The following is a 26,104-nucleotide window of genomic DNA, read 5'->3' as shown; positions in this document are numbered from 1 at the left end:
TGCGCTTTTTTGTGACTTTGGGCGATGCATTTTTTGCCAAAAGGCTATACACTAAGACAAATTTGTTTTGGAGGACGCAAGTATGGCAATTTTAGTTACAGGTGGCGCAGGCTACATTGGATCACACACCGTGTTAGAGCTGTTAAACGCAGGCCAAGACGTGGTGGTTTTAGACAACCTCTCCAACGCGAGCGCCACGTCATTAGAGCGTGTGAGTGCGCTCACGGGCAAAACTGTGCCGTTTTATTTAGGCGATATCAACGACAGCATCGCGCTGCAAGAGATCTTCAGCCAACATAAAATCACTGCCGTGATCCACTTTGCTGGCCTCAAAGCGGTGGGCGAAAGTGTGCAAAAACCCATTGAATATTACCGTAACAATGTCGAAGGCACCCTCAATTTGATTGACGAAATGCGCAACGCAGGCGTGTTCACCATCGTGTTTAGCTCATCCGCCACCGTCTACGGCGACCCGCAAACCGTGCCGATCACCGAAGACTGCCCTGTGGGTGGCACCACCAATCCGTACGGCACATCAAAATTTATGGTGGAGCGCATTTTAACCGACGTGGCGGCCTCTGACTCACGTTGGAGCGTGACTTTGCTGCGCTACTTCAACCCTGTGGGCGCGCACCCAAGCGGCCAAATTGGTGAAGATCCGAACGGCATCCCGAACAACTTGCTGCCGTATATTAGCCAAGTAGCAATCGGCAAGCTCAAAGAGCTGTCGATTTTCGGCAATGACTACGACACCCCAGACGGCACGGGCGTGCGCGATTATATCCACGTGGTCGACCTTGCCCTCGGCCATTTGAAGGCGCTTGACCGCCACCAAGGCGACAGCGGCTTGCACATTTACAACCTCGGCACCGGCCAAGGCTACTCCGTGCTCGACATGGTGCACGCGTTTGAAAAAGCCAACAACATCACAATCCCATACAAAATTGTGCCGCGCCGCCCAGGTGACATCGCCACTTGCTACTCCAACCCAAGCCGCGCCGAGCGTGAGCTGGGCTGGAAAACGCAATTTAGCCTTGAGCAGATGATGCAAGACACCTGGAATTGGCAAAAAAATAATCCAAACGGCTACCAAGACTAACCACCCGACCGCATTTTGCCATTCAAAGTGCGGTTTTTAAGGATGTTTCATGCGTGATCAAGCACCAACCTTAATGCAGCAAATTTTCACTCGCCGAATGCTGATCTGCCTTTTTGCGGGGTTTAGCTCCGGCCTACCGCTGTATATCATCATTTCACTCATCCCGCTGTGGCTGCGCACCCAAGAGGTGGATTTAAAAACCATCGGCTTTTTTGCCCTCACCGGCCTGCCCTATATTTGGAAGTTCCTCTGGTCACCGGTGCTTGACCGCTATGTGCCGCCGTTTCTCGGCCGCCGCCGGGGCTGGATGCTGATTTCACAAGTGTTATTAATCGTCTCCCTTGCGTTGTTTGGCTTTTTAGATCCCAAAGAGCACAGCCAGCTGACACTGATTGCCGCACTTGCCACGCTGGTGGCGTTTTTCTCCGCCACGCAAGATATTGTGATTGACGCTTATCGCCGCGAAATCCTGCCTGATGCAGAGCTCGGCCTTGGCAACTCGCTCAGTGTTAATGCTTATCGCATCGCGGGCTTTGTGCCAGGCTCTTTGTCGCTGATTTTGGCCGATATTTTGCCGTGGCGCAGCGTGTTTATGATCACCGCACTTTTCATGCTGCCAGGGATTTTGATGACGCTGTTTTTAGCCTTTGAGCCAAAAATTGATTTAGGACGCAACCGCACTTTACGTGCCATGGTGGTTGAGCCGTTCAACGAGTTTTTCACCCGCAAAGGGCTTGTCTCGGCACTTGGGATTTTGGTGTTTATCTTTTTGTATAAAATCGGTGACACCATGGCCACCGCACTTATCACGCCGTTTTATTACGACATGGGCTTTAGCAAAACGCAAATTGGCTTGGTGGTGAAAAATGCCTCGGTGTGGCCAATGCTGCTCGCGGGCATCGCAGGTGGCGTGATTATGCTCAAAATTGGCATCAACCGCGCGCTGTGGCTGTTTGGGCTGGTGCAAATTGTCACTATTCTCGGCTTTGCTTGGCTCGCCTCTTATGGCCACTTCGATGTGGTGGACACCAAAGCGCTGGTGATTTTGACCATTGTGGTGGCGGCGGAATATATCGGCATCGGGCTTGGCACTTCGGCCTTTGTGGCGTTTATGGCGCGGGAAACCAACCCGCTTTACACCGCAACGCAGCTGGCGCTGATGACCAGCCTCGCCGCCCTGCCGCGCACGATCTTCAACTCCTTTGCCGGCTCGCTCATTGAATTTTTTGGCTACTATCACTACTTTTGGTTCTGCTTTGTTATCGCCATCCCTGGCATGCTGTGCCTGATGTGGGCCGCCCCGTGGAATGGCGAAAAGCAAGCCAAAAGTGAAAGTGCGGTCTAAAAGTTATCTTTGGCTTGGCGCAAGCGCGTGAATTCCTCCAGCGTTTGCGCTTGCAAAAACGGGTTGATTTCCCGCTCTGCTTTCAACGTGGTCGGCAAGCTTGGTTTGCCGGCCTTGCGCAAAGCCTCCACGCGCGCCATCGCTTCATCCACCGCCGCACTCGGGCATTTGGCTTGGGCGAAGGCGAGGTTCGCACGGGTGTATTCATGGGCGGGGCAAACAATGGTGTCCGCAGGCAGCTGATTGATGCGCTTTAAGCCTGCAAACATCGCAGCATAATCGCCCGTGAACACCCGCCCGCAGCCGGCTGAAAACAGGCTGTCGCCACAAAACAGATGCCCTTCAATCACATAGCTCACATGCCCTTGGGTGTGGCCAAAGGTCGGCAGCACCTCAACGGTGTAGCCGGCAATCGACAACGGGCTATCGGGCACCACAACGTGAAAATCACCTGCCACCTCACGCGGAGCGTAGACTTCAAGCGCTGGGTAACGCGCCACAATACCGGCTATGCCGCCGGTGTGATCGCCATGGTTGTGGGTGATCAAAATGGCCGCCGGCGTCATGCTATGCGCACTGAGGTATTCCAACACGGGCTCAGATTCGGCTGGGTCGATGATCAACGCGCCGCGTTGATGACTTTGATAAAGCCAAATATAGTTGTCATTTAATGCATTTAATGGTATCAACATAGTGTGTCCTTAACAGTTGGGAGAACATCATGCAGCGCGCCAAATCCACCACGGCATTCAAGCAGCCCCACAGCTGGCAGCAGCTCAAACACGGTGAGCGATACTGCCAGGCGTTGAGTGCGTTTTTCACGCCTTGGGCGCACAAGCGCCGCGCCCTTTCGCATGTGTTTCTCGGCAATTTAAGTGGGGAACTTCTACCCCCCGATGGGCAAAATCTCAATTTGCAGCTCAGCGCCAATCCAGAGCACTTCACCCACAACAGTGCGCGCGTGCTGGTCAAAGCCGACCTCAACCACCTGCCATTGGTGGAAACCAGTGTGGATAACTGCTGGCTGGCCAACACCTTGAATTTTTGCCAAGACCCGCACCAAGTGCTGCGCGAGGTCAACCGCGTGCTGTGCGACGATGGTTATCTTTTCCTTTCGCTGTTCAACCCGTGCAGCACCTTGGTGTGCAAGCGGCAATTTCACGACGTCAGCGCGCGCAACCGCACTTTGCCTTTTCGTCAGTTTATTCTCTACCGCGTGATCGACTGGCTCGATTTGCTCGGCTTTGAGATTATCGACAGCGCCTCGCTTGGGCGGCTCTCATTGCTCTCAGGCAATCACCTGCGCGCGATTGTGGCACGCAAAACGCGCCTTTCGCCAACACTCAACACGGAAAAAGTGCGGTTTCGCCAGCCACTGTTGCAGCCGAGCACCGCCTTGACCTCGCGCCCGAGCGCGTCTTCTCAGCCTTCGCAGTAGCCTTCATCTTCCCGTGTTGGGTTTTCCGCCCCTTGGCGGGCAAGGGCGTCCACGCGCTCGTTTTCCACGTGCCCTGCGTGGCCTTTCACCCAGTGCCACTCAATTTGGTGGCGGGCAATGGCGTCATCAAGCCGCTGCCATAAATCTTTGTTTTTCACCGGCTGCTTGGCCGCCGTGCGCCAGTTGTTGCGCTTCCAGTTGTGGATCCACTGATTAATGCCGTTTTTCATATATTGGCTGTCGCTGTAAAGCACCACGTTACACGCACGCTTAAGTGACTCCAGCGCAAGGATCACGGCCAGCAGCTCCATGCGGTTGTTGGTGGTGCGCGCATAGCCTTGTGAAATCGTTTTTTCATGCTGTTTGTAGCGCAACAACACCCCCACGCCGCCAGGGCCTGGGTTGCCCAAACATGAGCCGTCGGTGAATATTTCAATCTTGTCTGTCACTGTGATAAACTCCTTAAACTGCAAGAATACCTTAAAACAGACAAAATCCCAACACACAAGGAAGATTATGGCCAATGCAACCCCAACGCGGCAAGTGGTGCTGGATACCGAAACCACCGGCATGTGCAACGAGGCGGGCAAACCGCACTTTGACGGCCACCGCGTGATCGAAATTGGCGCGGTGGAGATGATTAACCGCCGCTTAACCGGGCGCACGTTTCATGTTTACATCAAGCCTGATCGCAGCGTTGACCCAGAGGCCATCGCCGTGCATGGTATCACCGATGATATGCTCTCCGACAAGCCGGAGTTTGACCAAATCGCGCAAGAATTTATTGACTTTATCCGCGACAGTGAGCTTATCATTCACAACGCGCCGTTTGACGTCGGCTTTTTGGATTATGAATTTAGCAAAAGTGCGGTCAAGGCGATTCAAACACAAAAAATTGCCGACCTTTGCTTGGTGACCGACAGCCTGACCATGGCGAAGAAAAAGTACCCTGGCAAGCGCAATAATTTGGATGCGTTGTGCGATCGCCTCAACATCGACAACAGCAACCGCACATTGCACGGCGCGTTGCTCGATGCCGAGATCCTCGCGGATGTCTATTTGAAGATGACTGGCGGGCAATTTGCGTTGTTTGAAGACGAGCAAGCCGCCCAGCGCGGTGGTGCGGGGCAAAGTGCGGTCAAGCTGCCTGAGCAAGCGGTGGCCAATTTGCGCGTGCTTGAACCCAGCGCGGAGGAACGCGCCGCCCACGAGGAATACATGAAGCTGATTAACAAAAAAAGTGGTGACAATTGCCTGTGGCAAAAACGCGTGCATTAATTCGGCTATGGATTAAGCAAATAAAACAGAATTGTCAAAAAAAGGGTTGACTGAATCGCTCAACCCTTATATTATGCCCCCACTTTAGCGCGGAGTGGTAGTTCAGCTGGTTAGAATACCTGCCTGTCACGCAGGGGGTCGCGGGTTCGAGTCCCGTCCATTCCGCCAACTTTTTCACTCAACGTGAGTAGTCATCTAATTCAGGAGTGGTAGTTCAGCTGGTTAGAATACCTGCCTGTCACGCAGGGGGTCGCGGGTTCGAGTCCCGTCCATTCCGCCATTTAACACGCACAGCCAATTGCTGTGCGTTTTTTTATGCCTCAGACTAGGCGGGGAAGAATTTGCCCCGCAGCAGCTGCACCAGGGTGCCGAGCACTAAAAGCGCGATGCACGCTGAGCCAAACACAAAGAACACAAAGCCCAAAGTGTCCATGCCCCACTCAGGCGAACCCATGAGATACACCCCCGCCGTGGCCATGGAGGCCAGGCCGAATGAAAAGCCCCAAAATGAGATTTTAAAGCTATTTTGCACAATCCACGGCAGCAAGCGTAGCAAAAAGAGCAATTGCAGCAAGCCATAGCCAATCAACGCCAAAGCGAAATAATCCATTTTGCCATCGACAATATGCAAATACGTGTTTACCGCCACAAACGCTGGCGCGAGTTGAATGCTCAAAATCGGCCGCGACGCCTCCGCCACGGGGGTGGCGTTGCGTAGGCGCTGCAAAATGGCAGGCTCTAAGGTGAGCCAGGAAATCATACCCATGCCGAAAAACAGCATGGCATAGTTTGGCAAATCCAGAGATTTCAACGCAATCGCGCTGACAAAATTGGCCGCCACGGTAGGCAAATACAAAATCGGCGTGGTGGCCTCAACAGGGTGCCCACCGCGCCACAGGCCAGCAGAGCGATAAGCGGCAAACAGTAATTGCGCAACCGTGCCGAGTGCGATCAACATGGTGGCCAGCGCAGGCAAACTTGGCTTGATGCTTAAGCTAAATAGCATCAACGTGATCGGGATCAGGCTGAAAAAGCAGCATTGCACTTGGTTTAAAAATTCTTTTTTCACTTGGCTGAAATTGAGCGTGAATTTCGCCACATAAAACAGCACAAACAGTAGCCAAATCACGTTTGATGCCATCAGTACCGCACTTGACACCGAGCCTGCCAGCCCTTGCATTTGTTCATATTGCCGCCAGCCAAGGCCGATGGCAAACAGCCCTAGTGTGATGCTGAAATAGCTAATCGGCAGAGTTAATAATTTTTTTTGCATGATAAAATCCTTTTGCACCTATTCAATGGGTGCAGTATAACCAAAAGGGCGCAAACACGGTTGACTAAATCGCTTAATTTTTTGCGCTTTAGTCCAAGGCTTGTTTACGCACGCGGCATTAAAAAACCCAGCCTGCGCTGGGTTAGAGGTTATTTTTGTTCGGTTTTTAACAAACCTGATGAGCCTTTGGAGTAATCTTTTGGCGGCTCGCTGACAGTGGCGGGGTTGGACACCTCTCCTTCGAGTGTCACCTCACGCGTCTCAACAGGGGCCAAAAGTGCGGTTTGGTTGAACAGCGCTTTTGATTTGTCTTCCGCCAGCATGGTCACAGAGGAGTTCGCTAAATGTTTATAGAGCTTTTGATAATCCTGCGCGAGGGTTTTCATCAAATCCGCACTTTCAGCAAAGTGAGCCTCCAGCTTGGCTTTTTGTTCGTCCACCTCGTGGCGCATTTGTTTAAGTTCAGATTGTGTTTGCAATTGTTTGCGCACATTGCCGCTGCCGGCGCGAATAACAAAAAACGCAATCACAAAGCCGATAATTAACCCACCAACACCCATAAGCCATAACTGTTGTGTGGTTGTAAGTTGCTCCATAATCCCTCCTAGCAAAAAATCAAACAGTGATGAGAGAAATTATAATCGGAATTTGCCCGATGTCTAACCCCAAAACGCATTTTTGCCACGCAAGGCACGTTTTTTGCGAAAAAAATTCGCAATTTGATTTTAGATTCAGTATAATCTTGCGACCCTGTTATTACATTGGTTTTCCCAGCCGTGTAAAATTTTTAACTGTAACAAACACTCGAAGGGGTGGCTTGACAGTTTAAGGTGTGCTCTTTGAGCATAGGGTTTAAATTTTTATAAATGGTATTTTTAATGAAAACTTTTGTAGCAAAACCAGAAACCGTCAAACGTGACTGGTATGTAGTGGATGCGACAGGTAAAACATTAGGTCGCCTCGCTACGGAAATCGCAAGTCGCTTACGTGGTAAACACAAAGCTGAATACACTCCACACGTCGATACAGGTGATTACATCATCGTAATCAACGCTGAGAAAGTTGCTGTTACTGGCAAAAAACACAGCGATAAAATGTATTACTGGCACACAGGCCACATTGGTGGAATCAAGCAAGCGACTTTTGCTGAGATGATCGAACGTCGTCCTGAGCGTGTGATTGAAATCGCAGTTAAGGGTATGTTGCCAAAAGGCCCATTGGGTCGTGCGATGTATCGTAAATTGAAAGTGTACGCTGGCGCTGAGCATAATCATGCTGCACAGCAACCACAAGTATTAGACATTTAATCACGGGGTCAAGACTATGGCAGAGAATCAAAACTACGGCACAGGCCGCCGCAAAAGCTCTTCAGCCCGCGTGTTTATCAAACCGGGCAGTGGTAAAATCACTATCAATCAACGTGAACTCGACGTTTACTTCGGCCGTGAAACTTCACGCATGATCGTACGTCAGCCGTTGGAATTAGTGGAATTAACCGACAAGTTAGACCTCTACATCACTGTTAAAGGTGGTGGTATTTCTGGTCAAGCTGGTGCTATCCGTCACGGTATCACTCGTGCATTGATGGAATACGACGAAACCCTTCGCCCAGCACTGCGTGCTGCAGGCTTCGTAACACGTGACGCGCGTCGCGTTGAACGTAAAAAAGTGGGTCTTCGCAAAGCACGTCGTCGTCCACAATTCTCAAAACGTTAATTTTTACGTTTACCCAACAAAAGCCGATGTTTCATCGGCTTTTTTATTGCCTATCACACACAAAAAAGTGCGGTTCGCCTCAGCCAACCGCACTTTTACTCAACCGCACTTGATGTTATTCGCTTAACGCCTCAAGTTGCTCAACCGATGGCGCGTAATAATAGCCGCCACTGACCGCTTTGGTGAAGCCTAAAATGCGGTCGGTTTTGCCATCAAGCTCCCCGAACATGCTCAGCAGCTGTTGCTCAATGTTGTGCAACCGCGCGCAATAAGAGGCAAAATAGAGCCCATGAGCGCCGCTGACTTTGCCATAAGGCAGGCTTTGGCGTAAAATTTTCAAGCCTTCGCCGTTTTCTTTCAAATCCACCCTTCCTACATGCGAGGTGTCTGGCACATCATCAAGCTCGATGCTGTCAGGCTTGGTGCGGCCAATCACATTTTCTTGCTTGGCGTCGGTCAATTTGTGCCATTTGGCCAGCTGGTGCTCGTAGCGCTGCACAAACAAATAGCTGCCGCCTGCATCTTGCCCGTCGGCAATCACCGCCACACGCGGGCGATCGGCCGTCACGGGGTTTTCGGTGCCGTCAACAAAGCCGGTTAAATCCCGCTCATCAACCCAGCGGAAGCCGTGGGTTTCTTCCTCAACCTCAATCCCTTGGCCGAAAACCTCCATCGCCATCAAACCTGCTGAAAAGCAAACATCTTGGCGCAGCGCTTGGATATGAATTAGCATATCGCGCTGGGTCGCCGGCGCACTCAAATTGCCTTTGCCTAGCGTGGTGAAAGGCTTGAGCTCAGGCGCGGAGCCTTCATTTTTGATTTGTGTCCAAATCCCATGACCAAAGGCCAACACAGCGCCAAGGCCCGCATCAGGATATTGGTGTTGCAACTGCCCAATATTATCCAAAAAAGTACGACACTGGCGTTTCACCCACGCCAAATCCTGCACCTGCGCTTCAATAAAAATCCCCGCGCGACAGTGCTCTAACAAAATTCCGCTTTGTGCAGACATAATCACTCCTTCGTTGTTATTATCGCGCTATTCTACCCCAAATCGCGCCATATCAAAATCACATTGCACTGAATTTGATATAGGTCATGCCGACCGCACTTTAGCTGGCACAAAAAAAGCCACGCAACGCGTGGCTTGGGTATTAGATTAGCCTAATGTTTTGACATAATTGAGCAATGTTTCATTAATGCGGCTTTGCCAGCCTTTGCCCGTAGCTTTGAACGCGGCGATCACCTCTGGCGAAAGGCGCAACGTGACCAGCTGCTTGGTTGGTGCTTTTTGCTTGCCACGCACTCGCTTGCGTTCTTGGGTGTGCGCCAATGCTCTGTCGACAAACTCAGGCGGCATCACCTCTTTAAGCGGTTTGGCCAAGGCAAAATCGGCTTGAGTTAACTCGCGAACCTCACCTTGATTATTGGTTAATGGTTTTTTGTTCATTTCGCCCCCTTGTCAATTAGGCATTTACAGTAGGGTTTATGCGATAATCTTACCTAATTGTAGCTACAAAAAGCAAGTTATAATGATTTGTTATAATCCATATTAGGCTTGATAAAAACAATTGTATAGTGTATGGTTACAGCATACCAATCAAAGAGAGAGTTATGATTAAATCTTTTGCCCATAAAGGACTTGAACGCTTTTTACGACTGGATCCACCGCTGGCATTCAAGTCAAACACGCAGCAAAATTGCGATTGCAATTAACTGCACTTAACAGTGCCGCAAAAGTTGAAGATTTGAACGCGCCTTCATGGCAACTCCATCCGTTGAAAGGCGACTTAAAAGGACATTGGGCGATCTCTGTCAATGGCAACTGGCGGGTCACCTTTAAGTTTGAAAACGGCAATGCGTACATTGTCAATTATCAGGATTACCACTAGGAGGTAAGAATGAACATGCATAACCCTGCGCATCCTGGTGAAGTGCTCAAAGAGTACCTTGATGGGATTTCTGTCACACTGGCGGCGAAAAAGCTTGGTGTCACTCGGGCCACACTCTCGCGCATTTTAAATGGTCACTCAGGCATTAGTGCTGAAATGGCACTGCGTTTGGCCGCGGCCTTAAACACCAGTCCAGATATGTGGCTTTCAATGCAAGTAGAGTATGATTTGTGGAAGGCAAAGCAACACAAACCTGTTGGCGTGCAACTGATGTTTGCTTAAAAAAATGGCCGCTATTTTCAAAAATCACGGGCTGCATCACATTTTGACAAAATGCGCTTGCGCTAGCTTGATTTTGAAATAATAATGAAGTGGCGTTTTTTTAATCTATAAGGAGAGTTGTATGAAACAGTGGAAACTTGGGGTGTTGTCGTTGTCGGTTGTGGTGGCGTTGACAGGTTGCGCGGTGCAATCTGACAACGGCGAGGCGCAATTGACACAGCAAAGCGTGATGGGTGTGAACTGGATGCAGCAATCAGGTGAATACCAAGCGCTGGCCTACCAAGCATTCAATACCGCCAAAGTGGCATTTGACCACGCCAAAGTGCGCAAAGGCAAGAAAAAGGCCGTGGTGGCCGACCTTGACGAAACCTTGGTCGACAACAGCGCCTATGCTGCCTGGCAGGCCAAAAACGGCAAAAGCTTCAGTGGCGACACCTGGACACAATGGGTCAACGCTCGCCAAGCCACAGCCTTGCCTGGTGCGGTGGCCTTTGCCAATTATGTCAACAGCCATGGCGGCACCATGTTTTATGTATCCAACCGCAAAGCCAAAGGCGAGTTTGACGGCACAGTGGACAACATGAAACAGCTTGGCTTCACTGGCGTGAGTGACAAAACTGTGTTGTTGAAAACCGACAAATCGGCCAAATCTGCCCGCTTTGCTGAAATTGAAAAACAAGGTTATGAAATTGTGCTGTATGTCGGCGACAACCTTAACGACTTTGGTGATGCCACCTACCACAAACTCAATAGCGAACGCCGCGATTTTGTGGCACAAAATGCCAAACTCTTCGGTAAAAAATTCATCGTGTTGCCAAACCCGAACTACGGCGACTGGGAAGGCGGCTTGGCTGATGGCTACTTCAAAAAAGACAACGCTGGCAAACTCAAAGCCCGTGAAGATGCCCTCAAAGCCTGGAGCGGCAAATAAAACACAAAGTGCGGTTTGACCGCACTTTTTTTGCGCTTTAAACCACGCTAATTAACGGCTGGCATGCTCGCACGGTGGTTAGCTCACCGATTTCATACAATGCCACGCCTTGCGCCGCGGCGGTGGCTTTGAGATCTGCCACGCCGTCAAGGCTCACGGCCACCAGCAAGCCGCCGGAGGTTTGTGGGTCACACAAAATAGCGCGTTGCTTGTCGCTCATCGGCCCAATGTGGTGCCCGTAGCTGTCGAAATTGCGCTTGCTGCCGCCTGGAATGCAGCCCTTTTCAAGGTAATAATCGAGATCACTTAAGCGCGGCACATCGGCAAACCGCACTTTCGCCTGCACGTTCGAGCCTTGGCAAATTTCACTTAAGTGACCTAGTAGCCCAAAGCCTGTCACATCGGTGAGGGCGTGCACATCACTGAGCTCGGCAAAATCCGCGCCAATTTTGTTCATTTGACACATCAGCTCGGCGGCTTTGCCCACATGGGCGGCTTTGAGTTTGCCCTTTTTCTCCGCAGTGGTGTAAATGCCGATGCCCAATGGCTTGGTTAAAAAGAGCTTGTCGCCAGCCTGCGCTTGATTGTTTTGTTTGACTTTGTCGGTGGCGATGATGCCTGTCACCGCCAGGCCAAAAATCGGCTCGGGCGAGTCAATGCTGTGGCCGCCCGCCAGGGAGATGCCCGCTTCTTTGCACGCAGTGCGCCCGCCGTCGACAATCCGACGCGCCACTTCAGGCGGCAGCTTGTCGATAGGAAAGCCTAAAATCGCAATCGCCATAATCGGCCGGCCGCCCATGGCGAAAATGTCGCTGATCGCATTGGTAGCGGCAATGCGCCCAAAGGTGAACGGGTCGTCAACAATCGGCATGAAAAAGTCGGTGGTGGAGATGATCCCCGTGCCATTGCCGATGTCGTACACCGCGGCGTCATCGCGGCTGTCGTTGCCCACCAGCAAATGCGGGTCAAGCCATTTGCCCGCTTCAGAATGGAGAATTTTATCCAGCACTTTGGATGCAATTTTGCAGCCACAGCCCGCGCCATGGCTGTATTGGGTGAGGCGAATTACATCACTGACCACATTATTAAATTGTTGTTCGTCGTTTTCATTAAGGGAATGTTCTTTCATCTTCGCTCCTTGGGTTGTGCGCATAGGCACAGGATAGCACAAAACCGCACTTTATGCTTTGCTCGGCGCATTTGCATAACAAAGGCATAACGTTTGTAGGTGATTTTTGCCGATTCGGTTAAAAAAGAACGCGTATTTTATAAAAATATAGCAGAGAGAAGAATTACACAAATTTATGCAATGGATTATTTAATTTATTGCGAATTTATGAAAAAATAGCGCTTTACATCTGTTGAACTGCCATTGTGGCGATTAAGGAGAATGTTATGACACTTCGTCTATCCAAATTAAGCTTAGCCATCGCGCTTGGCGTGAGCACCCTCAGCCTCAGCGCACTGGCCGCACAAGTGCCTGCAGGCACCGAGTTGGCCGACAAACAAGAGCTGATTTACAACAACTCATCCGAGCCTGCCAGTCTTGATCCGGCCAAAATTCAAGGCGACGTTGAAGGCAACGTGACCCACCAACTCTATGAAGGCCTTGTCACCTCCGACAACGACGGCAAAATTTTGCCAGGCGTGGCCAAATCTTGGGAGCACTCCGACGATTACAAAACTTGGACATTCCACCTGCGTGACAACGCCAAATGGTCCAACGGCGACCCTGTCACCGCGCAAGATTTTGTCTATTCATGGCAACGTTTGACTGACCCGAAAACCGCCAGCCCTTATCAAACCTTTTTGGAATTTGCCTCTGTGAAAAACGTCAAAGACGTTATCACGGGCAAAAAACCACCAAGCGAATTGGGCTTGAAAGCACTTGACGACCACACTTTTGTGATGGAACTTGACGCCCCTGTACCATACATCGACAAACTTGTTGAGCACTATGCCCTGCTGCCAGTGAACAAAAACGTGGTTGAAAAATACGGCGATCAATGGACTAAAGTGGGCCACTTGGTGGGCAACGGTGCGTTCAAACTTGACGATCACCGTGTGAATGAAAAAATCGTGCTGGTGCGCAACCCACACTACTGGGACAACGAGCACACCGTGCTGAACAAAGTGACCTATTTGCCGATTGTGGAAGCGAGCACCGACGTGAACCGCTACCGCGCAGGTGAAGTGGACATCACCGGTAAATCCCTGCCGCCTGAAATGTTCCAAAAACTCAAAAAAGAGCTGCCAGATGAGCTGCTGGTGAGCCCAATTTTGTGTACTTACAACTTTGAGTTCAACACCAAAAAAGCCCCATTTGACGATGCTCGCGTACGCCGTGCGTTGGCGATGTCGCTTGACCGCAACATCATCACCGACAAAGTGCTCGCCCAAGGCCAAAAACCGGCTTATGTCTTTACCCCGCCTGCGGTGCTCGGCTCTGATGGCATCAAAGACCCAGAATGGGCGAGCTGGAGCCAAGACAAACGCAATGAAGAAGCGCAAAAATTGCTAGCCGAAGCGGGCTTTACTAAAGACAAACCGCTGAACTTCAGCCTGCTTTACAACACCGATGAAAACCACAAAAAAGTGGCCATTGCTGCCAACTCCATTTGGAAGAAAAACCTCAACGGTGCGGTGAACATGAAGCTTGAAAACCAAGAGTGGAAAACCTACATCGACACCCGCCACAGCGCCAACTTTGATGTGGCCCGCGCTGGCTGGTGTGCCGACTACAACGAGCCGACCACCTTCTTGAACTACTATTTGTCAAACTTCACGGCCAATACTGCGTTTTATAACAACCCTGAGTATGATAAACTCATGGCCGATGCCAAAGTCAACGCCACCGATGAAGGCCGTGCGGAAGACTACGGCAAAGCGGAAGCGTTGTTGAACCAAGATATGCCAGCGATTAACGTATATCACTACGTGCAACCGCGTTTGGTGAAAAGCTATGTGAAAGGCTTTGCGGCCGACAACCCAACACAGGCTTATTACATGAAAGATGTTTACATCATCAAACATTAATTTGGCTTAGCGCAAAGTGCGGTTAGCATAGCTGACCGCACTTTCCCTTTTTTTAACGAATTGAAACCCCATGCTTAAACTGATTTTTCGACGGCTCTTGCAAGCAATTCCAACGTTGTTTATTTTGATCACGCTGTCTTTTTTTATGATGCGCCTTGCACCAGGCAGCCCGTTTTCTAGCGACAAGGTCTACCCACCTGAGGTGATGGCCAACATTGAGGCAAAATACCACCTCAACGAACCGATTTTAACCCAATACGGCAATTATTTAGTCGATCTCGCCCACGGTGATTTTGGCCCGTCGTTTAAATATAAAGATTTCACGGTCAACCAACTGCTGGCTGAATCCATCCCCGTGTCATTAAAACTGGGCTTTTTTGCCTTTATTGTGGCGTTTGTCTGCGGTGTGAGCGCAGGTACGTTAGCGGCGGTGAAGCAAAACAAATGGCTCGATTATGTGATCATGACCTTTGCCATGACAGGGGTCGTGATCCCCAGTTTTGTGGTGGCGCCACTGTTGGTGCTGGTGTTTGCCATTTTGCTCAAATGGCTGCCGGCCGGCGGCTGGAATGGCGGGCAATTAAGCAACATTGTGCTGCCGATGACCGCACTTTCTCTTTCTTATATCGCCAGCATTGCGCGGATCACCCGTGGCTCGATGATTGAGGTGCTGCACTCCAACTTTATCCGCACCGCCAAGGCCAAAGGCCTGCCAACGCGGCGGATTATTTTAAAACACGCCCTGCGCCCAGCCCTGCTGCCAGTGATTTCCTACATGGGCCCCGCGTTTGTTGGGATCATCACAGGCTCGATGGTGATTGAAAGCATCTTCGGCCTGCCTGGCATTGGCCAGCTGTTTGTTAATGGCGCGCTCAATCGCGACTATTCTTTGGTGTTGAGCCTGACCATTTTGGTCGGCGCGTTGACCATCACCTTCAACGCGGTGGTGGATATTTTATACGCCATTTTAGACCCGAAAATCCGCTACTGATGCGCCGCAAAGGACAGTTTATGTTAACCAAAAAAGACGACACTCAATTATTAGAAAAAGTGGCCGAACAAAGCCTTGAAATTGAAGGGCGCAGCCTGTGGCAAGACGCACGCCGGCGGTTTTTTCACAACAAAGCGGCCCTGGTGAGCTTGTTTGTGCTGATTTTGATCTGCTTGTTTGTGATTTTCGCACCTATGCTCAGCCCCTTCCCGTTTGACGACACCGACTGGGGCATGATGTCTAACCCGCCAGATTTTGAAACCATGCACTATTTTGGCACCGACTCCTCCGGCCGTGACTTGCTGGTGCGCGTGGCCATTGGTGGTCGCATTTCACTGATGGTCGGCATTGCCGGCGCCTTGATTGCCGTGCTGTTCGGCACGCTTTATGGCGCCACATCAGGCTATGTTGGCGGCAAAGTGGATGCGGTGATGATGCGGATTTTGGAAATTCTCAACTCCTTCCCGTTTATGTTTTTTGTGATTTTGCTGGTGACCTTCTTCGGGCAGAATATCTTTTTGATCTTCCTTGCCATCGGCATGGTCTCGTGGCTTGACATGGCGCGGATTGTGCGCGGTCAAACCTTGAGCCTCAAGCGCAAGGAGTTTGTGGAGGCGGCGATTGTGTGCGGCTCGTCCTCGCGCAAAATCATTTGGAAGCACATTGTGCCCAACGTGCTGGGCGTGGTGGTGGTGTATGCCTCACTGTTGGTGCCGAGCATGATTTTGTTTGAATCATTTTTGAGCTTTCTTGGGCTAGGCACACAGGAGCCGCTGAGCAGCTGGGGTGGCTTGCTCAACGACGGCGCGCGCTCAATGGAGTTTATGCCGTGGCTGCTCATCTTCCCGGCGCTGTTTTTGGTCATCACGCTGTTTTGCTTCAACTTTATTGGCGACGGCCTGCGTGATGCGCTCGATCCAAAAGATCGCTAAGGACAATAATAATGCAACATACACAATCGGATTTACTGTTAGATGTCAACAATTTGCGTGTCATTTTCAGCACGCACGACGGCGATGTAACCGCCGTCAACAACCTCACCTTCTCGCTTGAGGCGGGGCAAACCCTTGGCATTGTGGGGGAATCTGGCTCGGGGAAATCGCAAACGGCGTTTGCCATCATGGGCCTTTTGGCTGACAACGGGCGGATTGAAGGCTCGGCCAAGTTCAACGGCAAAGAGATTTTGAACCTGCCAAAACGCGAGCTAAACCGCTTTCGGGCTGAGCAGATCTCAATGATTTTTCAAGACCCAATGACCTCACTCAACCCGTACATGAAAGTGAAAGATCAGCTAATGGAAGTGCTGATGCTGCACAAAGGCATGGATAAAAAAACCGCCTACAACGAATCGCTAGCGATGCTTGATGCGGTGAAAATGCCCGAGGCGAAAAAGCGCATGGAGATGTATCCGCACGAATTCTCAGGCGGCATGCGCCAGCGCGTGATGATTGCCATGGCGCTGCTATGTCGGCCAAAATTATTGATTGCCGATGAGCCGACAACCGCACTTGATGTGACCGTGCAAGCGCAAATCATGACGTTGCTCAACGAGCTCAAACGTGAGTTTAACACCGCGATTATTATGATCACCCACGATTTAGGTGTGGTGGCTGGCATTTGCGACAACGTGCTGGTGATGTACGCCGGGCGCACCATGGAATACGGCAATGCTGAGCAAATCTTCTACAACCCAACACACCCGTATTCCATCGGGCTGATTGAAGCGGTGCCGAAGCTCAATGAAGAGAGCCACCAGCTCACCACCATTCCAGGCAACCCGCCAAATTTGCTCAACTTGCCAAGCGGCTGCCCGTTTCAACCGCGTTGCCGCCGTGCCAGTGCCCAATGCCTGCAAGCGCCTGCCCTTGAGCGCTTTGACGGCAACCGCCTGCGCGCGTGTTTTATTCCAGTGGGGGAAATCTAATGCCAACACAACAACCCAAATTGCTGCTGGAAGTGGATAACTTAAGCGTTCACTTCCACATTAAAAACGATAAAAAAAGCTTTTTTGCCAAAACGCAAACCCTCAAGGCCATCAACCACGTCTCTTTCAAGCTCTACCAAGGGGAAACGCTGGGCATTGTGGGTGAATCGGGCTGTGGCAAATCCACCTTGGCGCGCGCCATCATTGGCCTAGTGCCGTCGGCGGCGGGCAAAATGGTGTGGCTGGGGCAAGATTTAAGTCAGCAAACCCAAAAGCAGTGGCATGCCATCCGCAATGATATTCAAATGATTTTTCAAGACCCATTGGCCTCGCTTGACCCGCGCATGACCATTGGCGACATCATTGCCGAGCCGCTGCGCAACTACCAGCCGAATCTCAGCCGTAAAGAAGTGAAAGCCCGCGTGCAAGCGATGATGGAAAAAGTCGGCCTGCTGCCCAACCTCGTCAACCGCTACCCGCATGAATTCTCCGGCGGCCAGTGCCAACGCATCGGCATTGCCCGTGCATTGATTGTGGAGCCAAAACTGATTATTTGTGACGAACCTGTCTCGGCACTGGATGTATCGATTCAAGCGCAGGTGGTGAACTTGCTCAAATCCTTGCAGCAAGAGATGGGGCTGTCGCTGATTTTTATCGCTCACGATTTGGCGGTGGTCAAGCACATTTCAGACCGCGTGCTGGTGATGTATCTCGGCAACGCTGTCGAGCTGGGGGATTATGTTTCGGTTTACACCGACACCAAACACCCGTACACCAAAGCGCTGATGTCGGCGGTGCCGATCCCTGACCCGAACCTTGAGCGCAACAAACACATCCAGCTTTTGGAAGGGGATCTCCCCTCGCCTATCAACCCACCGAGTGGCTGCGTGTTCCGCACCCGCTGCCCACTGGCCGACAGCGCCTGCGCCCTCAACAAGCCAGAGCTCAAAGGCAGCGAACGCCACCAAGTGGCCTGCGATAAAGTGGCGGTTTAAAATAAAAAGTGCGGTTTAACCGCACTTTTATTTTTGGGAATTGTTGTAGTATTCGTATGCCGCGTCGATGGACGGGAAGTTGTGCATATAGCCTTGTTCGAGCACCAGCGCGTTGTCACAGTATTCCCGAATGGCTGATGGACTGTGGGAAACGAGAATAATCGAGCGGTCTTTGCGCTTTTCAAATAACTCGTATTTACACTTGGCGGAAAAGCGCGAATCCCCCACCGCGATCACCTCATCAATCAAATAACAATCAAACTCGACCGAGAGCGACAGTGCAAAGGCTAAGCGCGCCTTCATCCCAGAGGAGTATTTTTTCACTGGCTCGTAGAGGTAATCTCCCAGCTCAGAGAACTCTTCGGTGAAGCGCTTAACGTAGTCCACATCCACGTCATAAATCCGGCAGATAAAGCGCAAATTATCCATGCCCGTCAAACTGCCTTGAAAAGCCCCCGAGAATGCCAGCGGCCACGAGATGCTCATGGAGCGATGAATGGTGCCAGTGGTGGGTGGCTCCACCCCACTGATAAGGCGAATCAGCGTTGACTTGCCCGCGCCATTGCGCCCGAGAATGCCAATCTTTTCACCCTTTTCGAGCTTGAAGTTGATATCATGCAGCACAGTTTTCCAACCACTACGGGTTTGGTAGCGTTTGCTTACGTTTTCAACAGCAATCATGACGGCTCAATTCCTTTGCTATACTTCATTACCAATGTTAACCCTAAAATTAACATAGATATATTAACTATAAAAAGATAATATGGATTATCTAAAGTAATGACCTCATCTCCAAAATATCCTTTCCGAAACATTTCTGTGCCATGTACCATTGGTAAATATAAAATATATTCTTGAACTGGATGCGGTAAAGAATTAACAAGAAAAAAACTCCAGAAAGGGGCATCATCAAAATACTTAAGGTACCCCAGACTTTACCTAATGGCTCGAAATAATACGCTAATGAAGAAATTATCAATCCTAGTGAAAATGCAAACATTCCCATTAGAATCCAAGAAATTAACATATATGCTATATCTTTAGGGGGATTGATTAAATCAATACTGATCAAAAAACACATCAGCAGTACTTGTGCAATCGTTGCTCCCACTACCTCAAGTATTAATCTAGAGAATAAAACATCTAATGGTTTAACATTCCTATGATATAGCAAACTAGTATTAACGCTTATAGCACCAATCATTCTAGATGAGGCATTTCTCCACATCATCATCATTGGATATCCAGTTATTATAAAAGCAATAATATTGAGTGTTGAAATTTGATCAGCTTTCAAATAATACCACATAGAAACCATCAATGAAGTCATTAATAATGGTTCAATAAATAGCCAGAAAAATCCGATATTGTTCCGTCCATATCGAGTGATTATCTCTCTCATTAAAAGCGCACCAAGCACTCTCTTCTGGATTTTTAATGAATCTGTAAAAGTCGTTCGGTCGCCATAGCGCACAATATTGCTCATCAGTTTTTATGCTCTCGGATGCTGGCGATCAACAGGCTCAATGCACCATATAAAATCAAGCCAATGATCAAAGTAGATAAAATATTATAAAGTCGCTGTGGCAAAAGCGCCAAGTCAGGCTTGCTTGGTTGGCTAATCACCTCCAAATATAGCTGCTGACGCTCTGCTTCATTTTTCGCACTCTGTAAAGAGGTCAATGCACTGGTCAACTGCTGCTGTGCCAAGGTGTTATCTAGCATCAAGCGTTGGTATTCCGCCGTTTGGTTCACCATCGAACCATCACCGCCGAGCACGGACTGCATTTGTTGTGCAATCTCGCGTTTGATGCTTGCTTCACGGCTTTTGAGGGTTTTCACCTGCGGGTTATTTGGGGTGATAGACCGCACTTGGTCAAGCTGGGTTTGGATAGCGATCAGCTCATCTTGCAGCTTGGAGATCAGTGTCAGCATCAATTCAGATTGCGATTTAACATCAAAAATACCATTTTTCACGCGGTATTCTCTCAGAGCTTGCGCACTCATATTTACATTCTTTTCTGCCTCCTCAACTGTTTGTTGAGCGAATTTAACAGTGTCTCTTTTTGCTCTTTCATTGAGTTGATTGATTAACTGCTCACCCTGTTTTAACAATTCTTTGTTAATTCGTTGCGCATCTTCTGCACTAAAGGCCTTTATTGAAAGCGTAGCGATACCTGAAGCAGGATCCAGTCCTATACTTTCTTGCTTTTGAAAATAGTGGTAAAAAGACTCTTCCTCAGTATCAAAGCCAAACGGCGCAAAGCGGGAGATGAGATCGCCTTTTTCGGTATAAAACTGCCGCACAGGCAGCACTTTTTGCAAATCAGCCAGCGCTGTGCGAGAGCGCATAAACGCCTGCACGGTGAAGGTGTCGTCCTGCGAGCGAGCAAAACCAATATTCTGTAACAGTGCACCAAAGCCACTGAGGGAGGCTTGGCTGCGTGATGAGCGCACCACAAAAGACGATTCAGACACATACACATCCGACGCCCACAGGCTGAAATACACCGCTGAAAACAGTGTTGGGACGATGACCGTCACCCAAAACAACGGCTTGAATTTTTGCCATAATGGCTTTTTGGCTTTTGCCACAACCGCACTTTGGCTTGGTTGAGCTTGTTGTAATTCTTCTGCCATGGTTACCTCTAATCTGAAATGCGCTCAACACTGTTGACGGTGCCCAGTGTTGGTGTGGTGATCGAGAAGATCAAACGCAAGAATTTTTGAAACTCGGCCAACGGCGCGTTAGACACATACACGATGTCGTGATCTTCCACCGGGAAGTGCTGCAACCAAAATAGCGACTTCGGCTCCAACAAGTTCAAGCGATACACCGTTGGGATATCCATGCCCGAGGTGTAGCCATTATTCGCCCATTTTTGCTTGTCGGTGAGACTGAGCTCATCAAATGGAATATAACGGAAGACAAACACCCCACGCGGATCGGAGCGGTTGTCCAACAGCCCGCCCATGCGGCCAATGGCCTCGGCCAGCGTCAAGCCCTTGGCGGCAAACCGCACTTCACGATTGGAGCCCACAGCCCCCATGGCGGTGAAGCTCAGAGGATTATTTAGCAGCGTGACCACATCACCCGAGCGCAGCGGGATGTTCTCTTTTGGGTTTGAGACGAGTGAATCAAGCGCAATGGTTTTCACCTGATTACCGCGGGCCAGCTGCACGGAAACATTGCGCATGTTATCTGACGCGCCACCCACTGCTGCCACGGCATCAAGCACGCGCTCACCATGGGCGGTGAGCGGCATGCGCACGCCATTGCCTTGGCGCAGCACCGTCACATTGGCGGAATTATTTTTCACGATGCGCACCATCACCTGCGGCTGATTAGCCATGCCAGCCAAACGGCGGCGGATATCAGATTGGATTTGCTCTGGCGTTTTGCCACGCACCGCCACCGCACCAATAAACGGCACCGTGATGCGGCCATTCTCACTCACCATTTGCTCAGGCAAGCGCGTGACATCTGACGCCCCCGCGCCCGATTGGCTGAGCACAGAGCCAAACAGCACCGCCGGCGGCGCCTCCCAAATCACAATGTCGAGCACATCGCCCACATTCACCGTGCCGCGATAAACCCCCGCATGGCCACTGAGGTGGCTAAACGACTGCGCCTGCTTTTGCCGAAACAGCTGCTGCGCCACTTGGTCGTTCACCTCAATCACATCCACCGTTGGCAGCTCATTTTCAGCATTTTTTAGCTCAATCACCTTGCTTTGACTTGGGCCAGAGGTTGGCATTAATGAGCAGCTGAATAAAGTTGGCAGTACTAATGCGATAGTACACATTTTTTTTAACATATTTTCTAAATCCACTAATGTATATCAGCTAATGTAGCAGCCTACAATATTACTCTTGTAATTATAATTTCTCAAGTGTAGAACTTGATCTAGTACGAGTGAAAAAAATGAATTACAATAACACTAATTTTAATAGCTTTATAGAACGTCTTAATATATGAAAATTTCAAATTTAACACTCTCAAACACCTCCCCCTTCACGCTCTTCGGTGGCATTAATGTGCTGGAGGATTTGGATTCCACGCTGCGCGCCTGTGAGCAGTATGTGGCTGCCACGCAAAAGTTGGGCATTCCGTATGTTTTCAAGGCATCCTTTGACAAGGCGAACCGCTCTTCCATCCACTCTTATCGCGGGGTGGGGCTTGATGAGGGAATGAAAATCTTCCAAGCTGTTAAGCGTGAGTTTGATGTGCCAGTGATCACCGATGTACACGAGCCGTGGCAGTGTGAGATTGTGGCAGAAACTTGCGATGTGCTGCAGCTGCCGGCATTTTTGGCGAGGCAAACTGATTTGGTGGTGGCGATGGCGAAAACGGGCCGCACCATCAACATTAAAAAGCCGCAATTTTTGAGCCCACACCAAATGAAAAACATTGTGGAAAAGTTCAATGAGGCGGGCAATGAGGATTTGATTTTATGCGAGCGTGGCGCCAATTTTGGTTATGACAATTTGGTGGTGGATATGCTCGGCTTTGGCGTGATGAAAAAGGTCTGTGGCAATTTGCCGATTATTTTTGATGTCACCCACTCACTGCAACAACGTGAGGCGGGCGCTACAGCCTCTGGCGGGCGGCGTGACCAAGTGCTTGACCTAGCGCTGGCTGGCATGGCAACCGGCCTGGCGGGGCTCTTTTTGGAAGCGCACGCCAACCCCGACCAAGCCAAATGCGACGGCCCAAGTGCGCTGCCACTGAACTTGTTGGAAGACTTTTTAACCCGTGTGAAAGCCGTGGATGACGTGGTGAAATCTTATGATAAACTAGCTATCATTTGATTTATAGATAAAAAGACTTAATAAAACGCGAAGTTGTATAACTTTTCTACAAAGCCAGTTAGATGATATCTGACTGGCTTTTTTATTTAAATTTTTTTCATTTTGTATTTTCATAACTGCCATAAGAGGTGTTAGCCGTTTACTTTTATACACATCAAAATAAAATGGATAAACCACCATTGCACCTGCGATTAACTCATTTAATGACAACTTTCGGGTTCTTCTAGATATGGGTTCTTTATCTATGGTTAAGCCCCAGCCAGCATAAAATGGCTGACCATAGCATACAACCTTTTTATCTCTTAATAATGCCTCAAATCCAGCTAGAGATGTAATAGTATGCACTTCATCAACCGCATCAATACAGTCTAAAATATTAGCATCAAGAACAATTTGATCTGCTACTTTTAATACTTCATCTTGCGCCAATCCACCAATGCGATTGCCACTGACCACATCTGGATGTGGCTTATAAATAATATATGAGTCCGGATAGCTTTGACGAACTGCTTTTAAAAGCTCCATATTTTTTTAATTTTAGGCGAGCCAAAACGAATGGAGGCATCATCTTCAACCTGCCCTGGCACTAAGATACACTGCATGGGTTTTGGCTTAGGTAAGGCCAACGCACCAGTTCCTACATTATATTTGCCTATTTTTTAAATCAACCAATTGCTGGTGCAATTTATTTGCATCTTGTAATTGCCGCGCTGAAAACGAATACTTTTCCAAGATCATTTCTAAACGTGAAGCTGTAGTCGAATCAAAATAAATACCTAAATGATCAATCACCAAAGAAATTGGAGGCACTAAATTAGAACCCAGCCCCACAGATCGAATGAATCCATCCTCCATCGTGAGTAAAGTGCGGTTTTGCTTTTCGGCATACTGACGTATTTCAGGATTTTTTCGCCCCCACACCACAATCTTCTCTGGTTGATGTTCAGTATTAGTCTGCTTTGTGACTAAAGTATGAAGACTATCATAAAACACTAAATTATTATTATATGTTTTTAGGAATGGGGCTATGATTTGACGCTTCCACCATGAAAATCCGACAGCGATAAGAGTCCCCTCCAGCAAAGTCGCGCGCTCTTTTTCTGTAACGAGATAATCAATCACTTCAAAAATGTCTGTCACTTGATTTTCAGACGGCATCTTATAAACACTGTATCGTAAATAAGCAGCAGCAAAAAGTTCCATTACAGTACGCTTTTTTGCACGTCGTCCCTGTAGGTACAGCTGCTCAATATGCGGATGACGATCATCACAAACACCCCAACCGCATACCAAGGCACGCCAAATGTTATTACTTTTTTATTATATAATAGTGCTTCAAACCCAAGTTGAGAAGTTACAGTATATACACAATCAAAACAGCTGAATAAAAGCCTTGGTTCAATATTCTCACTTAAAAAATAAACATTGGGATGTTGGGAAAATTTTTTCAAATAGCCTTGCTTTTTACCTGCTAATACATCAGGATGAACCTTAATCCAATATTCAGCATGAGGATTTTCAGCAACTGCCGTTTCAAACATCTCACGAAAAGTAGCCTCATCAGCCATACCATATTTAAGTGCCAAATCACCGACTGTTTGATCAACAAGTAGAATCTTAGTTTGCTGACTATGCTGCAAGTAATCAGGCAAATGAAAACTGTGGTTATTGTATTTCGACAACCCATACTCAGTTATAAGTTTGATCGCACGACAGGAGTCAGACAGCAGATTAGTCAAGTCATCTTGATTTAAAATACGCTCTAAACGAGAAGGAGATGTGGCGTCATAATAGATGCCGACATCATCTTTCACGATACTTAAAGGCTGCTCACCACATACACCTGGTAAAACAGAGCGCAAGAACCCATCTTCTAGCAAAAGAAAGTCTGTTTGCCACTGATTAGCTAATCTCACCGCCCGCAAACCGCTCTTCTTTCGCCCCCAACCTATTCTCGTGGCGCTTGTTTTACATATACCCCAGTCTTTTTTTAACTCAACACCAAAAAAAGCTTGAGCGTTGAATCTACGCCACAAGCCGTAATCAAACCAGGTGACAGCAGTATTCATCGGTTCACAACCTTCATGATTTCATCTAAGCGGTGCTGCCAAGTATGATGTTTTGCCACGTATTCAGCGCCGGCTCGAGCTTTTTCTAAATCAAGCTTACTTGGACCATGCTTTAATCGCTCGAATAAAGCGTGCATTTCTTCCTCATCATCAACCACATGACAAAAATCCGCAAACAATCGCTCAACCGACAAAGCCGAATTAGTTACAGCAATTCCTCCACACGCCAAAATTTCCACAAGACGACGAGAAAACATGGTGTTAGAGTCCGTAATAGTATTCACATTTAACGACACCAAATAGTCTTTATAGATAGCCGCCGTGTCAGCATAGTTTACCGCAGGTAAAACATTCATATGCGCGAGCGGTGGATAACGATAGTTATCTGACTTGCGATTAGAATTACGATCAAACACTGTTAAACCCAACTGCGTATTTGAGGCCGTCTGAAAAGCCATATTTTGCCATTGACGTCGCACATCATGAATATGATGACTATAACTTCCCACAAAATTCGCACGATGATATTTAAAATGAAAACCATCAAAAAAATGAAATTTTGGCTGAACCGCAAACATTAAGGAATGCACAGATGCATCCTCACCCATTACTGCCTTATACCGAGGTATACAATTTTCATCCACTGTGAAAACATGATCAAAATGCCTTGCAGAATCGATAAAACGGTTAAAATGCACCGAATCTTCTTTATTCCAAAAAACAGTTGGGATCCCTTTATCTTTCGCACGGTTAATTAGCCTAACTAAGGCATGATTATTACGCTTCGGTACATCAGGATAAGCTGCAATTTTATATTTCCAAGAGTTTTTGTAGCCTTTCCATGCCGACTCTACCAGCAATATACTAGATTTACCAAGTTTAAATCGATCAAAAAACTTCTAGAATAATTAACTAGTGAAATATTTTCACAAAATAAAGATTGTGACGTTAATTCATCCCCTATAAATATAACTTTAATTTTTCACCCCACATAGACTAATTTTAAGTTAGAAAGCATAATAT

28 protein-coding genes, 2 tRNA genes and 2 pseudogenes are annotated in these 26,104 nt (G+C 48.8%); 17 read left to right on the top strand and 15 right to left on the bottom strand.

The window, feature by feature from the left end; translation table 11 throughout:
* Positions 1–82: 82 nt before the first annotated feature.
* Together galE and HPC37_RS03235 are read left to right on the top strand one after the other, a co-directional pair.
* Positions 83–1,099 carry a UDP-glucose 4-epimerase GalE gene (gene galE, locus HPC37_RS03240; protein ID WP_208121792.1) on the top strand — a complete coding sequence of 339 codons (1,017 nt, stop codon included), beginning with the start codon at positions 83–85 and terminating at the stop codon, positions 1,097–1,099.
* 49 nt (positions 1,100–1,148) lie between these two features.
* Positions 1,149–2,444 (top strand): AmpG family muropeptide MFS transporter, encoded by a 1,296-nt coding sequence (locus tag HPC37_RS03235; protein ID WP_208121791.1) that lies wholly within the window; start codon positions 1,149–1,151, stop codon positions 2,442–2,444.
* Here HPC37_RS03235 and gloB read toward each other — a convergent pair.
* Positions 2,441–3,136 carry a hydroxyacylglutathione hydrolase gene (gloB, locus tag HPC37_RS03230; protein ID WP_208121790.1) on the bottom strand — a complete coding sequence of 232 codons (696 nt, stop codon included), beginning with the start codon at positions 3,134–3,136 and terminating at the stop codon, positions 2,441–2,443. The two genes, HPC37_RS03235 and gloB, sit on opposite strands and share 4 nt — an antisense overlap.
* Positions 3,137–3,165: 29 nt before the next feature.
* Between gloB and HPC37_RS03225 the strand changes: the two genes are divergently transcribed.
* Entirely contained in the window at positions 3,166–3,882 is a 717-nt protein-coding gene (locus HPC37_RS03225; RefSeq protein WP_208121789.1) for a methyltransferase domain-containing protein, read from the top strand.
* On the opposite strand, the gene rnhA is transcribed toward HPC37_RS03225, so the two are convergent.
* The gene (rnhA, locus tag HPC37_RS03220; RefSeq protein ID WP_208121788.1) at positions 3,867–4,331 is read right to left on the bottom strand and encodes a ribonuclease HI; all 465 of its coding nucleotides are present in this window, start codon (positions 4,329–4,331) and stop codon (positions 3,867–3,869) included. The genes HPC37_RS03225 and rnhA overlap by 16 nt on opposite strands.
* 67 nt (positions 4,332–4,398) lie before the next feature.
* Here rnhA and dnaQ point away from each other — a divergent pair, with 67 nt between their 5' ends.
* The 3 genes from dnaQ to HPC37_RS03205 all read left to right on the top strand — a co-directional run bounded on the left by dnaQ (position 4,399) and on the right by HPC37_RS03205 (position 5,440).
* Positions 4,399–5,160: a DNA polymerase III subunit epsilon gene (dnaQ, locus tag HPC37_RS03215; protein WP_208121787.1), complete on the top strand. Its 762-nt coding sequence runs from the start codon at positions 4,399–4,401 to the stop codon at positions 5,158–5,160.
* A 91-nt stretch (positions 5,161–5,251) separates the two neighbouring features.
* Positions 5,252–5,328: transfer RNA gene (locus tag HPC37_RS03210), tRNA-Asp, on the top strand.
* A 35-nt stretch (positions 5,329–5,363) separates the two neighbouring features.
* Positions 5,364–5,440, top strand: a tRNA-Asp gene (locus HPC37_RS03205).
* Positions 5,441–5,485: 45 nt separating this feature from the next.
* On the opposite strand, the gene tehA is transcribed toward HPC37_RS03205, so the two are convergent.
* Positions 5,486–6,433: a dicarboxylate transporter/tellurite-resistance protein TehA gene (gene tehA / locus HPC37_RS03200; protein WP_235961349.1), complete on the bottom strand. Its 948-nt coding sequence runs from the start codon at positions 6,431–6,433 to the stop codon at positions 5,486–5,488.
* Between the two features lie 149 nt (positions 6,434–6,582).
* On the bottom strand, positions 6,583–7,029 hold the full coding sequence (locus HPC37_RS03195; RefSeq protein WP_208121786.1) for a Z-ring associated ZapG family protein: 447 nt from the start codon (positions 7,027–7,029) through the stop codon (positions 6,583–6,585).
* A gap of 282 nt (positions 7,030–7,311) precedes the next feature.
* Between HPC37_RS03195 and rplM the strand changes: the two genes are divergently transcribed.
* Together rplM and rpsI are read left to right on the top strand one after the other, a co-directional pair.
* Positions 7,312–7,740 (top strand): 50S ribosomal protein L13, encoded by a 429-nt coding sequence (gene rplM / locus HPC37_RS03190; protein WP_208121785.1) that lies wholly within the window; start codon positions 7,312–7,314, stop codon positions 7,738–7,740.
* A 16-nt stretch (positions 7,741–7,756) separates the two neighbouring features.
* Positions 7,757–8,149 (top strand): 30S ribosomal protein S9, encoded by a 393-nt coding sequence (rpsI, locus tag HPC37_RS03185; RefSeq protein WP_208117633.1) that lies wholly within the window; start codon positions 7,757–7,759, stop codon positions 8,147–8,149.
* A 115-nt stretch (positions 8,150–8,264) separates the two neighbouring features.
* Here the strand turns inward: rpsI and HPC37_RS03180 are convergent, their stop codons facing one another.
* Both HPC37_RS03180 and HPC37_RS03175 read right to left on the bottom strand, forming a co-directional pair.
* Entirely contained in the window at positions 8,265–9,161 is an 897-nt protein-coding gene (locus tag HPC37_RS03180; RefSeq protein ID WP_235961347.1) for a Dyp-type peroxidase, read from the bottom strand.
* A 147-nt stretch (positions 9,162–9,308) separates the two neighbouring features.
* Positions 9,309–9,599, bottom strand: coding sequence for a BrnA antitoxin family protein (locus tag HPC37_RS03175; RefSeq protein WP_208121784.1), 291 nt, complete (start codon positions 9,597–9,599; stop codon positions 9,309–9,311).
* A gap of 164 nt (positions 9,600–9,763) precedes the next feature.
* On the opposite strand from HPC37_RS03175, the pseudogene HPC37_RS03170 reads away from it, so the two are divergent.
* The 3 genes and pseudogenes from HPC37_RS03170 (at position 9,764) to HPC37_RS03160 (ending at position 11,254) form a co-directional block, all read left to right on the top strand.
* Positions 9,764–10,041, top strand: a pseudogene (locus HPC37_RS03170) (type II toxin-antitoxin system RelE/ParE family toxin).
* 9 nt (positions 10,042–10,050) lie between these two features.
* Entirely contained in the window at positions 10,051–10,323 is a 273-nt protein-coding gene (locus HPC37_RS03165) for a HigA family addiction module antitoxin (RefSeq protein ID WP_208121783.1), read from the top strand.
* A 121-nt stretch (positions 10,324–10,444) separates the two neighbouring features.
* Positions 10,445–11,254 carry a 5'-nucleotidase, lipoprotein e(P4) family gene (locus HPC37_RS03160; RefSeq protein WP_208121782.1) on the top strand — a complete coding sequence of 270 codons (810 nt, stop codon included), beginning with the start codon at positions 10,445–10,447 and terminating at the stop codon, positions 11,252–11,254.
* 37 nt (positions 11,255–11,291) lie between these two features.
* On the opposite strand, the gene selD is transcribed toward HPC37_RS03160, so the two are convergent.
* Positions 11,292–12,383: a selenide, water dikinase SelD gene (gene selD, locus HPC37_RS03155; RefSeq protein ID WP_208121781.1), complete on the bottom strand. Its 1,092-nt coding sequence runs from the start codon at positions 12,381–12,383 to the stop codon at positions 11,292–11,294.
* A gap of 266 nt (positions 12,384–12,649) precedes the next feature.
* Here selD and HPC37_RS03150 point away from each other — a divergent pair, with 266 nt between their 5' ends.
* From HPC37_RS03150 to oppF, 5 genes are all read left to right on the top strand, one after another.
* Positions 12,650–14,290, top strand: a complete 1,641-nt coding sequence (locus HPC37_RS03150; protein WP_208121780.1) for an ABC transporter substrate-binding protein — start codon at positions 12,650–12,652, stop codon at positions 14,288–14,290.
* Positions 14,291–14,360: 70 nt separating this feature from the next.
* Positions 14,361–15,281, top strand: coding sequence for an oligopeptide ABC transporter permease OppB (gene oppB / locus HPC37_RS03145; protein ID WP_208121779.1), 921 nt, complete (start codon positions 14,361–14,363; stop codon positions 15,279–15,281).
* A gap of 20 nt (positions 15,282–15,301) precedes the next feature.
* The gene (oppC, locus tag HPC37_RS03140; protein WP_208121778.1) at positions 15,302–16,213 is read left to right on the top strand and encodes an oligopeptide ABC transporter permease OppC; all 912 of its coding nucleotides are present in this window, start codon (positions 15,302–15,304) and stop codon (positions 16,211–16,213) included.
* 11 nt (positions 16,214–16,224) lie between these two features.
* The gene (gene oppD, locus HPC37_RS03135; RefSeq protein ID WP_208121777.1) at positions 16,225–17,205 is read left to right on the top strand and encodes an ABC transporter ATP-binding protein; all 981 of its coding nucleotides are present in this window, start codon (positions 16,225–16,227) and stop codon (positions 17,203–17,205) included.
* Positions 17,205–18,200: a murein tripeptide/oligopeptide ABC transporter ATP binding protein OppF gene (oppF, locus tag HPC37_RS03130; RefSeq protein WP_208121776.1), complete on the top strand. Its 996-nt coding sequence runs from the start codon at positions 17,205–17,207 to the stop codon at positions 18,198–18,200. Before oppD ends, oppF begins: the two co-directional genes overlap by 1 nt.
* A 27-nt stretch (positions 18,201–18,227) precedes the next feature.
* Here the strand turns inward: oppF and HPC37_RS03125 are convergent, their stop codons facing one another.
* The 4 genes and pseudogenes from HPC37_RS03125 to HPC37_RS03110 all read right to left on the bottom strand — a co-directional run bounded on the left by HPC37_RS03125 (position 18,228) and on the right by HPC37_RS03110 (position 22,018).
* Positions 18,228–18,881 carry an ABC transporter ATP-binding protein gene (locus HPC37_RS03125; protein ID WP_208121775.1) on the bottom strand — a complete coding sequence of 218 codons (654 nt, stop codon included), beginning with the start codon at positions 18,879–18,881 and terminating at the stop codon, positions 18,228–18,230.
* Positions 18,878–19,674 (bottom strand): annotated as a pseudogene (locus HPC37_RS03120) (ABC transporter permease). The gene HPC37_RS03125 and the pseudogene HPC37_RS03120 overlap by 4 nt, the downstream one beginning before the upstream one ends.
* An 11-nt stretch (positions 19,675–19,685) precedes the next feature.
* Positions 19,686–20,840 carry a capsule biosynthesis protein gene (locus HPC37_RS03115; protein WP_208121774.1) on the bottom strand — a complete coding sequence of 385 codons (1,155 nt, stop codon included), beginning with the start codon at positions 20,838–20,840 and terminating at the stop codon, positions 19,686–19,688.
* An 8-nt stretch (positions 20,841–20,848) separates the two neighbouring features.
* Entirely contained in the window at positions 20,849–22,018 is a 1,170-nt protein-coding gene (locus HPC37_RS03110) for a polysaccharide biosynthesis/export family protein (protein ID WP_208121773.1), read from the bottom strand.
* A 157-nt stretch (positions 22,019–22,175) separates the two neighbouring features.
* On the opposite strand from HPC37_RS03110, the gene kdsA reads away from it, so the two are divergent.
* Positions 22,176–23,012 (top strand): 3-deoxy-8-phosphooctulonate synthase, encoded by an 837-nt coding sequence (kdsA, locus tag HPC37_RS03105; RefSeq protein WP_208121772.1) that lies wholly within the window; start codon positions 22,176–22,178, stop codon positions 23,010–23,012.
* Here kdsA and HPC37_RS03100 read toward each other — a convergent pair.
* From HPC37_RS03100 to HPC37_RS03085, 4 genes are all read right to left on the bottom strand, one after another.
* The gene (locus tag HPC37_RS03100) at positions 22,998–23,537 is read right to left on the bottom strand and encodes a capsular polysaccharide export protein, LipB/KpsS family (protein ID WP_208121771.1); all 540 of its coding nucleotides are present in this window, start codon (positions 23,535–23,537) and stop codon (positions 22,998–23,000) included. The two genes, kdsA and HPC37_RS03100, sit on opposite strands and share 15 nt — an antisense overlap.
* Before the next feature lie 117 nt (positions 23,538–23,654).
* Positions 23,655–24,215, bottom strand: a complete 561-nt coding sequence (locus tag HPC37_RS03095) for a capsular polysaccharide export protein, LipB/KpsS family (RefSeq protein ID WP_208121770.1) — start codon at positions 24,213–24,215, stop codon at positions 23,655–23,657.
* Positions 24,215–25,081: a capsular polysaccharide export protein, LipB/KpsS family gene (locus HPC37_RS03090; protein ID WP_208121769.1), complete on the bottom strand. Its 867-nt coding sequence runs from the start codon at positions 25,079–25,081 to the stop codon at positions 24,215–24,217. The genes HPC37_RS03095 and HPC37_RS03090 overlap by 1 nt, the downstream gene beginning before the upstream one ends.
* Positions 25,078–25,941, bottom strand: coding sequence for a CgeB family protein (locus HPC37_RS03085; RefSeq protein WP_235961345.1), 864 nt, complete (start codon positions 25,939–25,941; stop codon positions 25,078–25,080). Before HPC37_RS03085 ends, HPC37_RS03090 begins: the two co-directional genes overlap by 4 nt.
* Positions 25,942–26,104 lie beyond the last annotated feature (163 nt).

The sequence above is a fragment of the Spirabiliibacterium mucosae genome (assembly GCF_014884965.1).
Taxonomy (GTDB): domain Bacteria; phylum Pseudomonadota; class Gammaproteobacteria; order Enterobacterales; family Pasteurellaceae; genus Spirabiliibacterium; species Spirabiliibacterium mucosae.
Note: the sequence above shows the minus strand (reverse complement) of the source record. Positions and strands in the feature narration are given on the sequence as shown.

What these genes read in the sequence shown, in the direction of transcription:
- selD (WP_208121781.1), bottom strand. Translation starts at nt 12,383, where the DNA reads ATGAAAGAACATTCCCTTAATGAAAACGACGAACAACAATTTAATAAT.
- HPC37_RS03150 (WP_208121780.1), top strand. Translation starts at nt 12,650, where the DNA reads ATGACACTTCGTCTATCCAAATTAAGCTTAGCCATCGCGCTTGGCGTG.
- HPC37_RS03125 (WP_208121775.1), bottom strand. Translation starts at nt 18,881, where the DNA reads ATGATTGCTGTTGAAAACGTAAGCAAACGCTACCAAACCCGTAGTGGT.
- HPC37_RS03090 (WP_208121769.1), bottom strand. Translation starts at nt 25,081, where the DNA reads ATGAATACTGCTGTCACCTGGTTTGATTACGGCTTGTGGCGTAGATTC.
- oppB (WP_208121779.1), top strand. Translation starts at nt 14,361, where the DNA reads ATGCTTAAACTGATTTTTCGACGGCTCTTGCAAGCAATTCCAACGTTG.
- tehA (WP_235961349.1), bottom strand. Translation starts at nt 6,433, where the DNA reads ATGCAAAAAAAATTATTAACTCTGCCGATTAGCTATTTCAGCATCACA.
- oppC (WP_208121778.1), top strand. Translation starts at nt 15,302, where the DNA reads ATGTTAACCAAAAAAGACGACACTCAATTATTAGAAAAAGTGGCCGAA.
- rpsI (WP_208117633.1), top strand. Translation starts at nt 7,757, where the DNA reads ATGGCAGAGAATCAAAACTACGGCACAGGCCGCCGCAAAAGCTCTTCA.
- gloB (WP_208121790.1), bottom strand. Translation starts at nt 3,136, where the DNA reads ATGTTGATACCATTAAATGCATTAAATGACAACTATATTTGGCTTTAT.
- galE (WP_208121792.1), top strand. Translation starts at nt 83, where the DNA reads ATGGCAATTTTAGTTACAGGTGGCGCAGGCTACATTGGATCACACACC.
- HPC37_RS03100 (WP_208121771.1), bottom strand. Translation starts at nt 23,537, where the DNA reads ATGGAGCTTTTAAAAGCAGTTCGTCAAAGCTATCCGGACTCATATATT.
- HPC37_RS03235 (WP_208121791.1), top strand. Translation starts at nt 1,149, where the DNA reads ATGCGTGATCAAGCACCAACCTTAATGCAGCAAATTTTCACTCGCCGA.
- HPC37_RS03095 (WP_208121770.1), bottom strand. Translation starts at nt 24,215, where the DNA reads ATGGAACTTTTTGCTGCTGCTTATTTACGATACAGTGTTTATAAGATG.
- HPC37_RS03195 (WP_208121786.1), bottom strand. Translation starts at nt 7,029, where the DNA reads ATGGAGCAACTTACAACCACACAACAGTTATGGCTTATGGGTGTTGGT.
- oppD (WP_208121777.1), top strand. Translation starts at nt 16,225, where the DNA reads ATGCAACATACACAATCGGATTTACTGTTAGATGTCAACAATTTGCGT.
- HPC37_RS03225 (WP_208121789.1), top strand. Translation starts at nt 3,166, where the DNA reads ATGCAGCGCGCCAAATCCACCACGGCATTCAAGCAGCCCCACAGCTGG.
- rplM (WP_208121785.1), top strand. Translation starts at nt 7,312, where the DNA reads ATGAAAACTTTTGTAGCAAAACCAGAAACCGTCAAACGTGACTGGTAT.
- HPC37_RS03175 (WP_208121784.1), bottom strand. Translation starts at nt 9,599, where the DNA reads ATGAACAAAAAACCATTAACCAATAATCAAGGTGAGGTTCGCGAGTTA.
- HPC37_RS03115 (WP_208121774.1), bottom strand. Translation starts at nt 20,840, where the DNA reads ATGGCAGAAGAATTACAACAAGCTCAACCAAGCCAAAGTGCGGTTGTG.
- HPC37_RS03110 (WP_208121773.1), bottom strand. Translation starts at nt 22,018, where the DNA reads ATGTTAAAAAAAATGTGTACTATCGCATTAGTACTGCCAACTTTATTC.
- dnaQ (WP_208121787.1), top strand. Translation starts at nt 4,399, where the DNA reads ATGGCCAATGCAACCCCAACGCGGCAAGTGGTGCTGGATACCGAAACC.
- HPC37_RS03160 (WP_208121782.1), top strand. Translation starts at nt 10,445, where the DNA reads ATGAAACAGTGGAAACTTGGGGTGTTGTCGTTGTCGGTTGTGGTGGCG.
- oppF (WP_208121776.1), top strand. Translation starts at nt 17,205, where the DNA reads ATGCCAACACAACAACCCAAATTGCTGCTGGAAGTGGATAACTTAAGC.
- HPC37_RS03180 (WP_235961347.1), bottom strand. Translation starts at nt 9,161, where the DNA reads ATGTCTGCACAAAGCGGAATTTTGTTAGAGCACTGTCGCGCGGGGATT.
- HPC37_RS03165 (WP_208121783.1), top strand. Translation starts at nt 10,051, where the DNA reads ATGAACATGCATAACCCTGCGCATCCTGGTGAAGTGCTCAAAGAGTAC.
- kdsA (WP_208121772.1), top strand. Translation starts at nt 22,176, where the DNA reads ATGAAAATTTCAAATTTAACACTCTCAAACACCTCCCCCTTCACGCTC.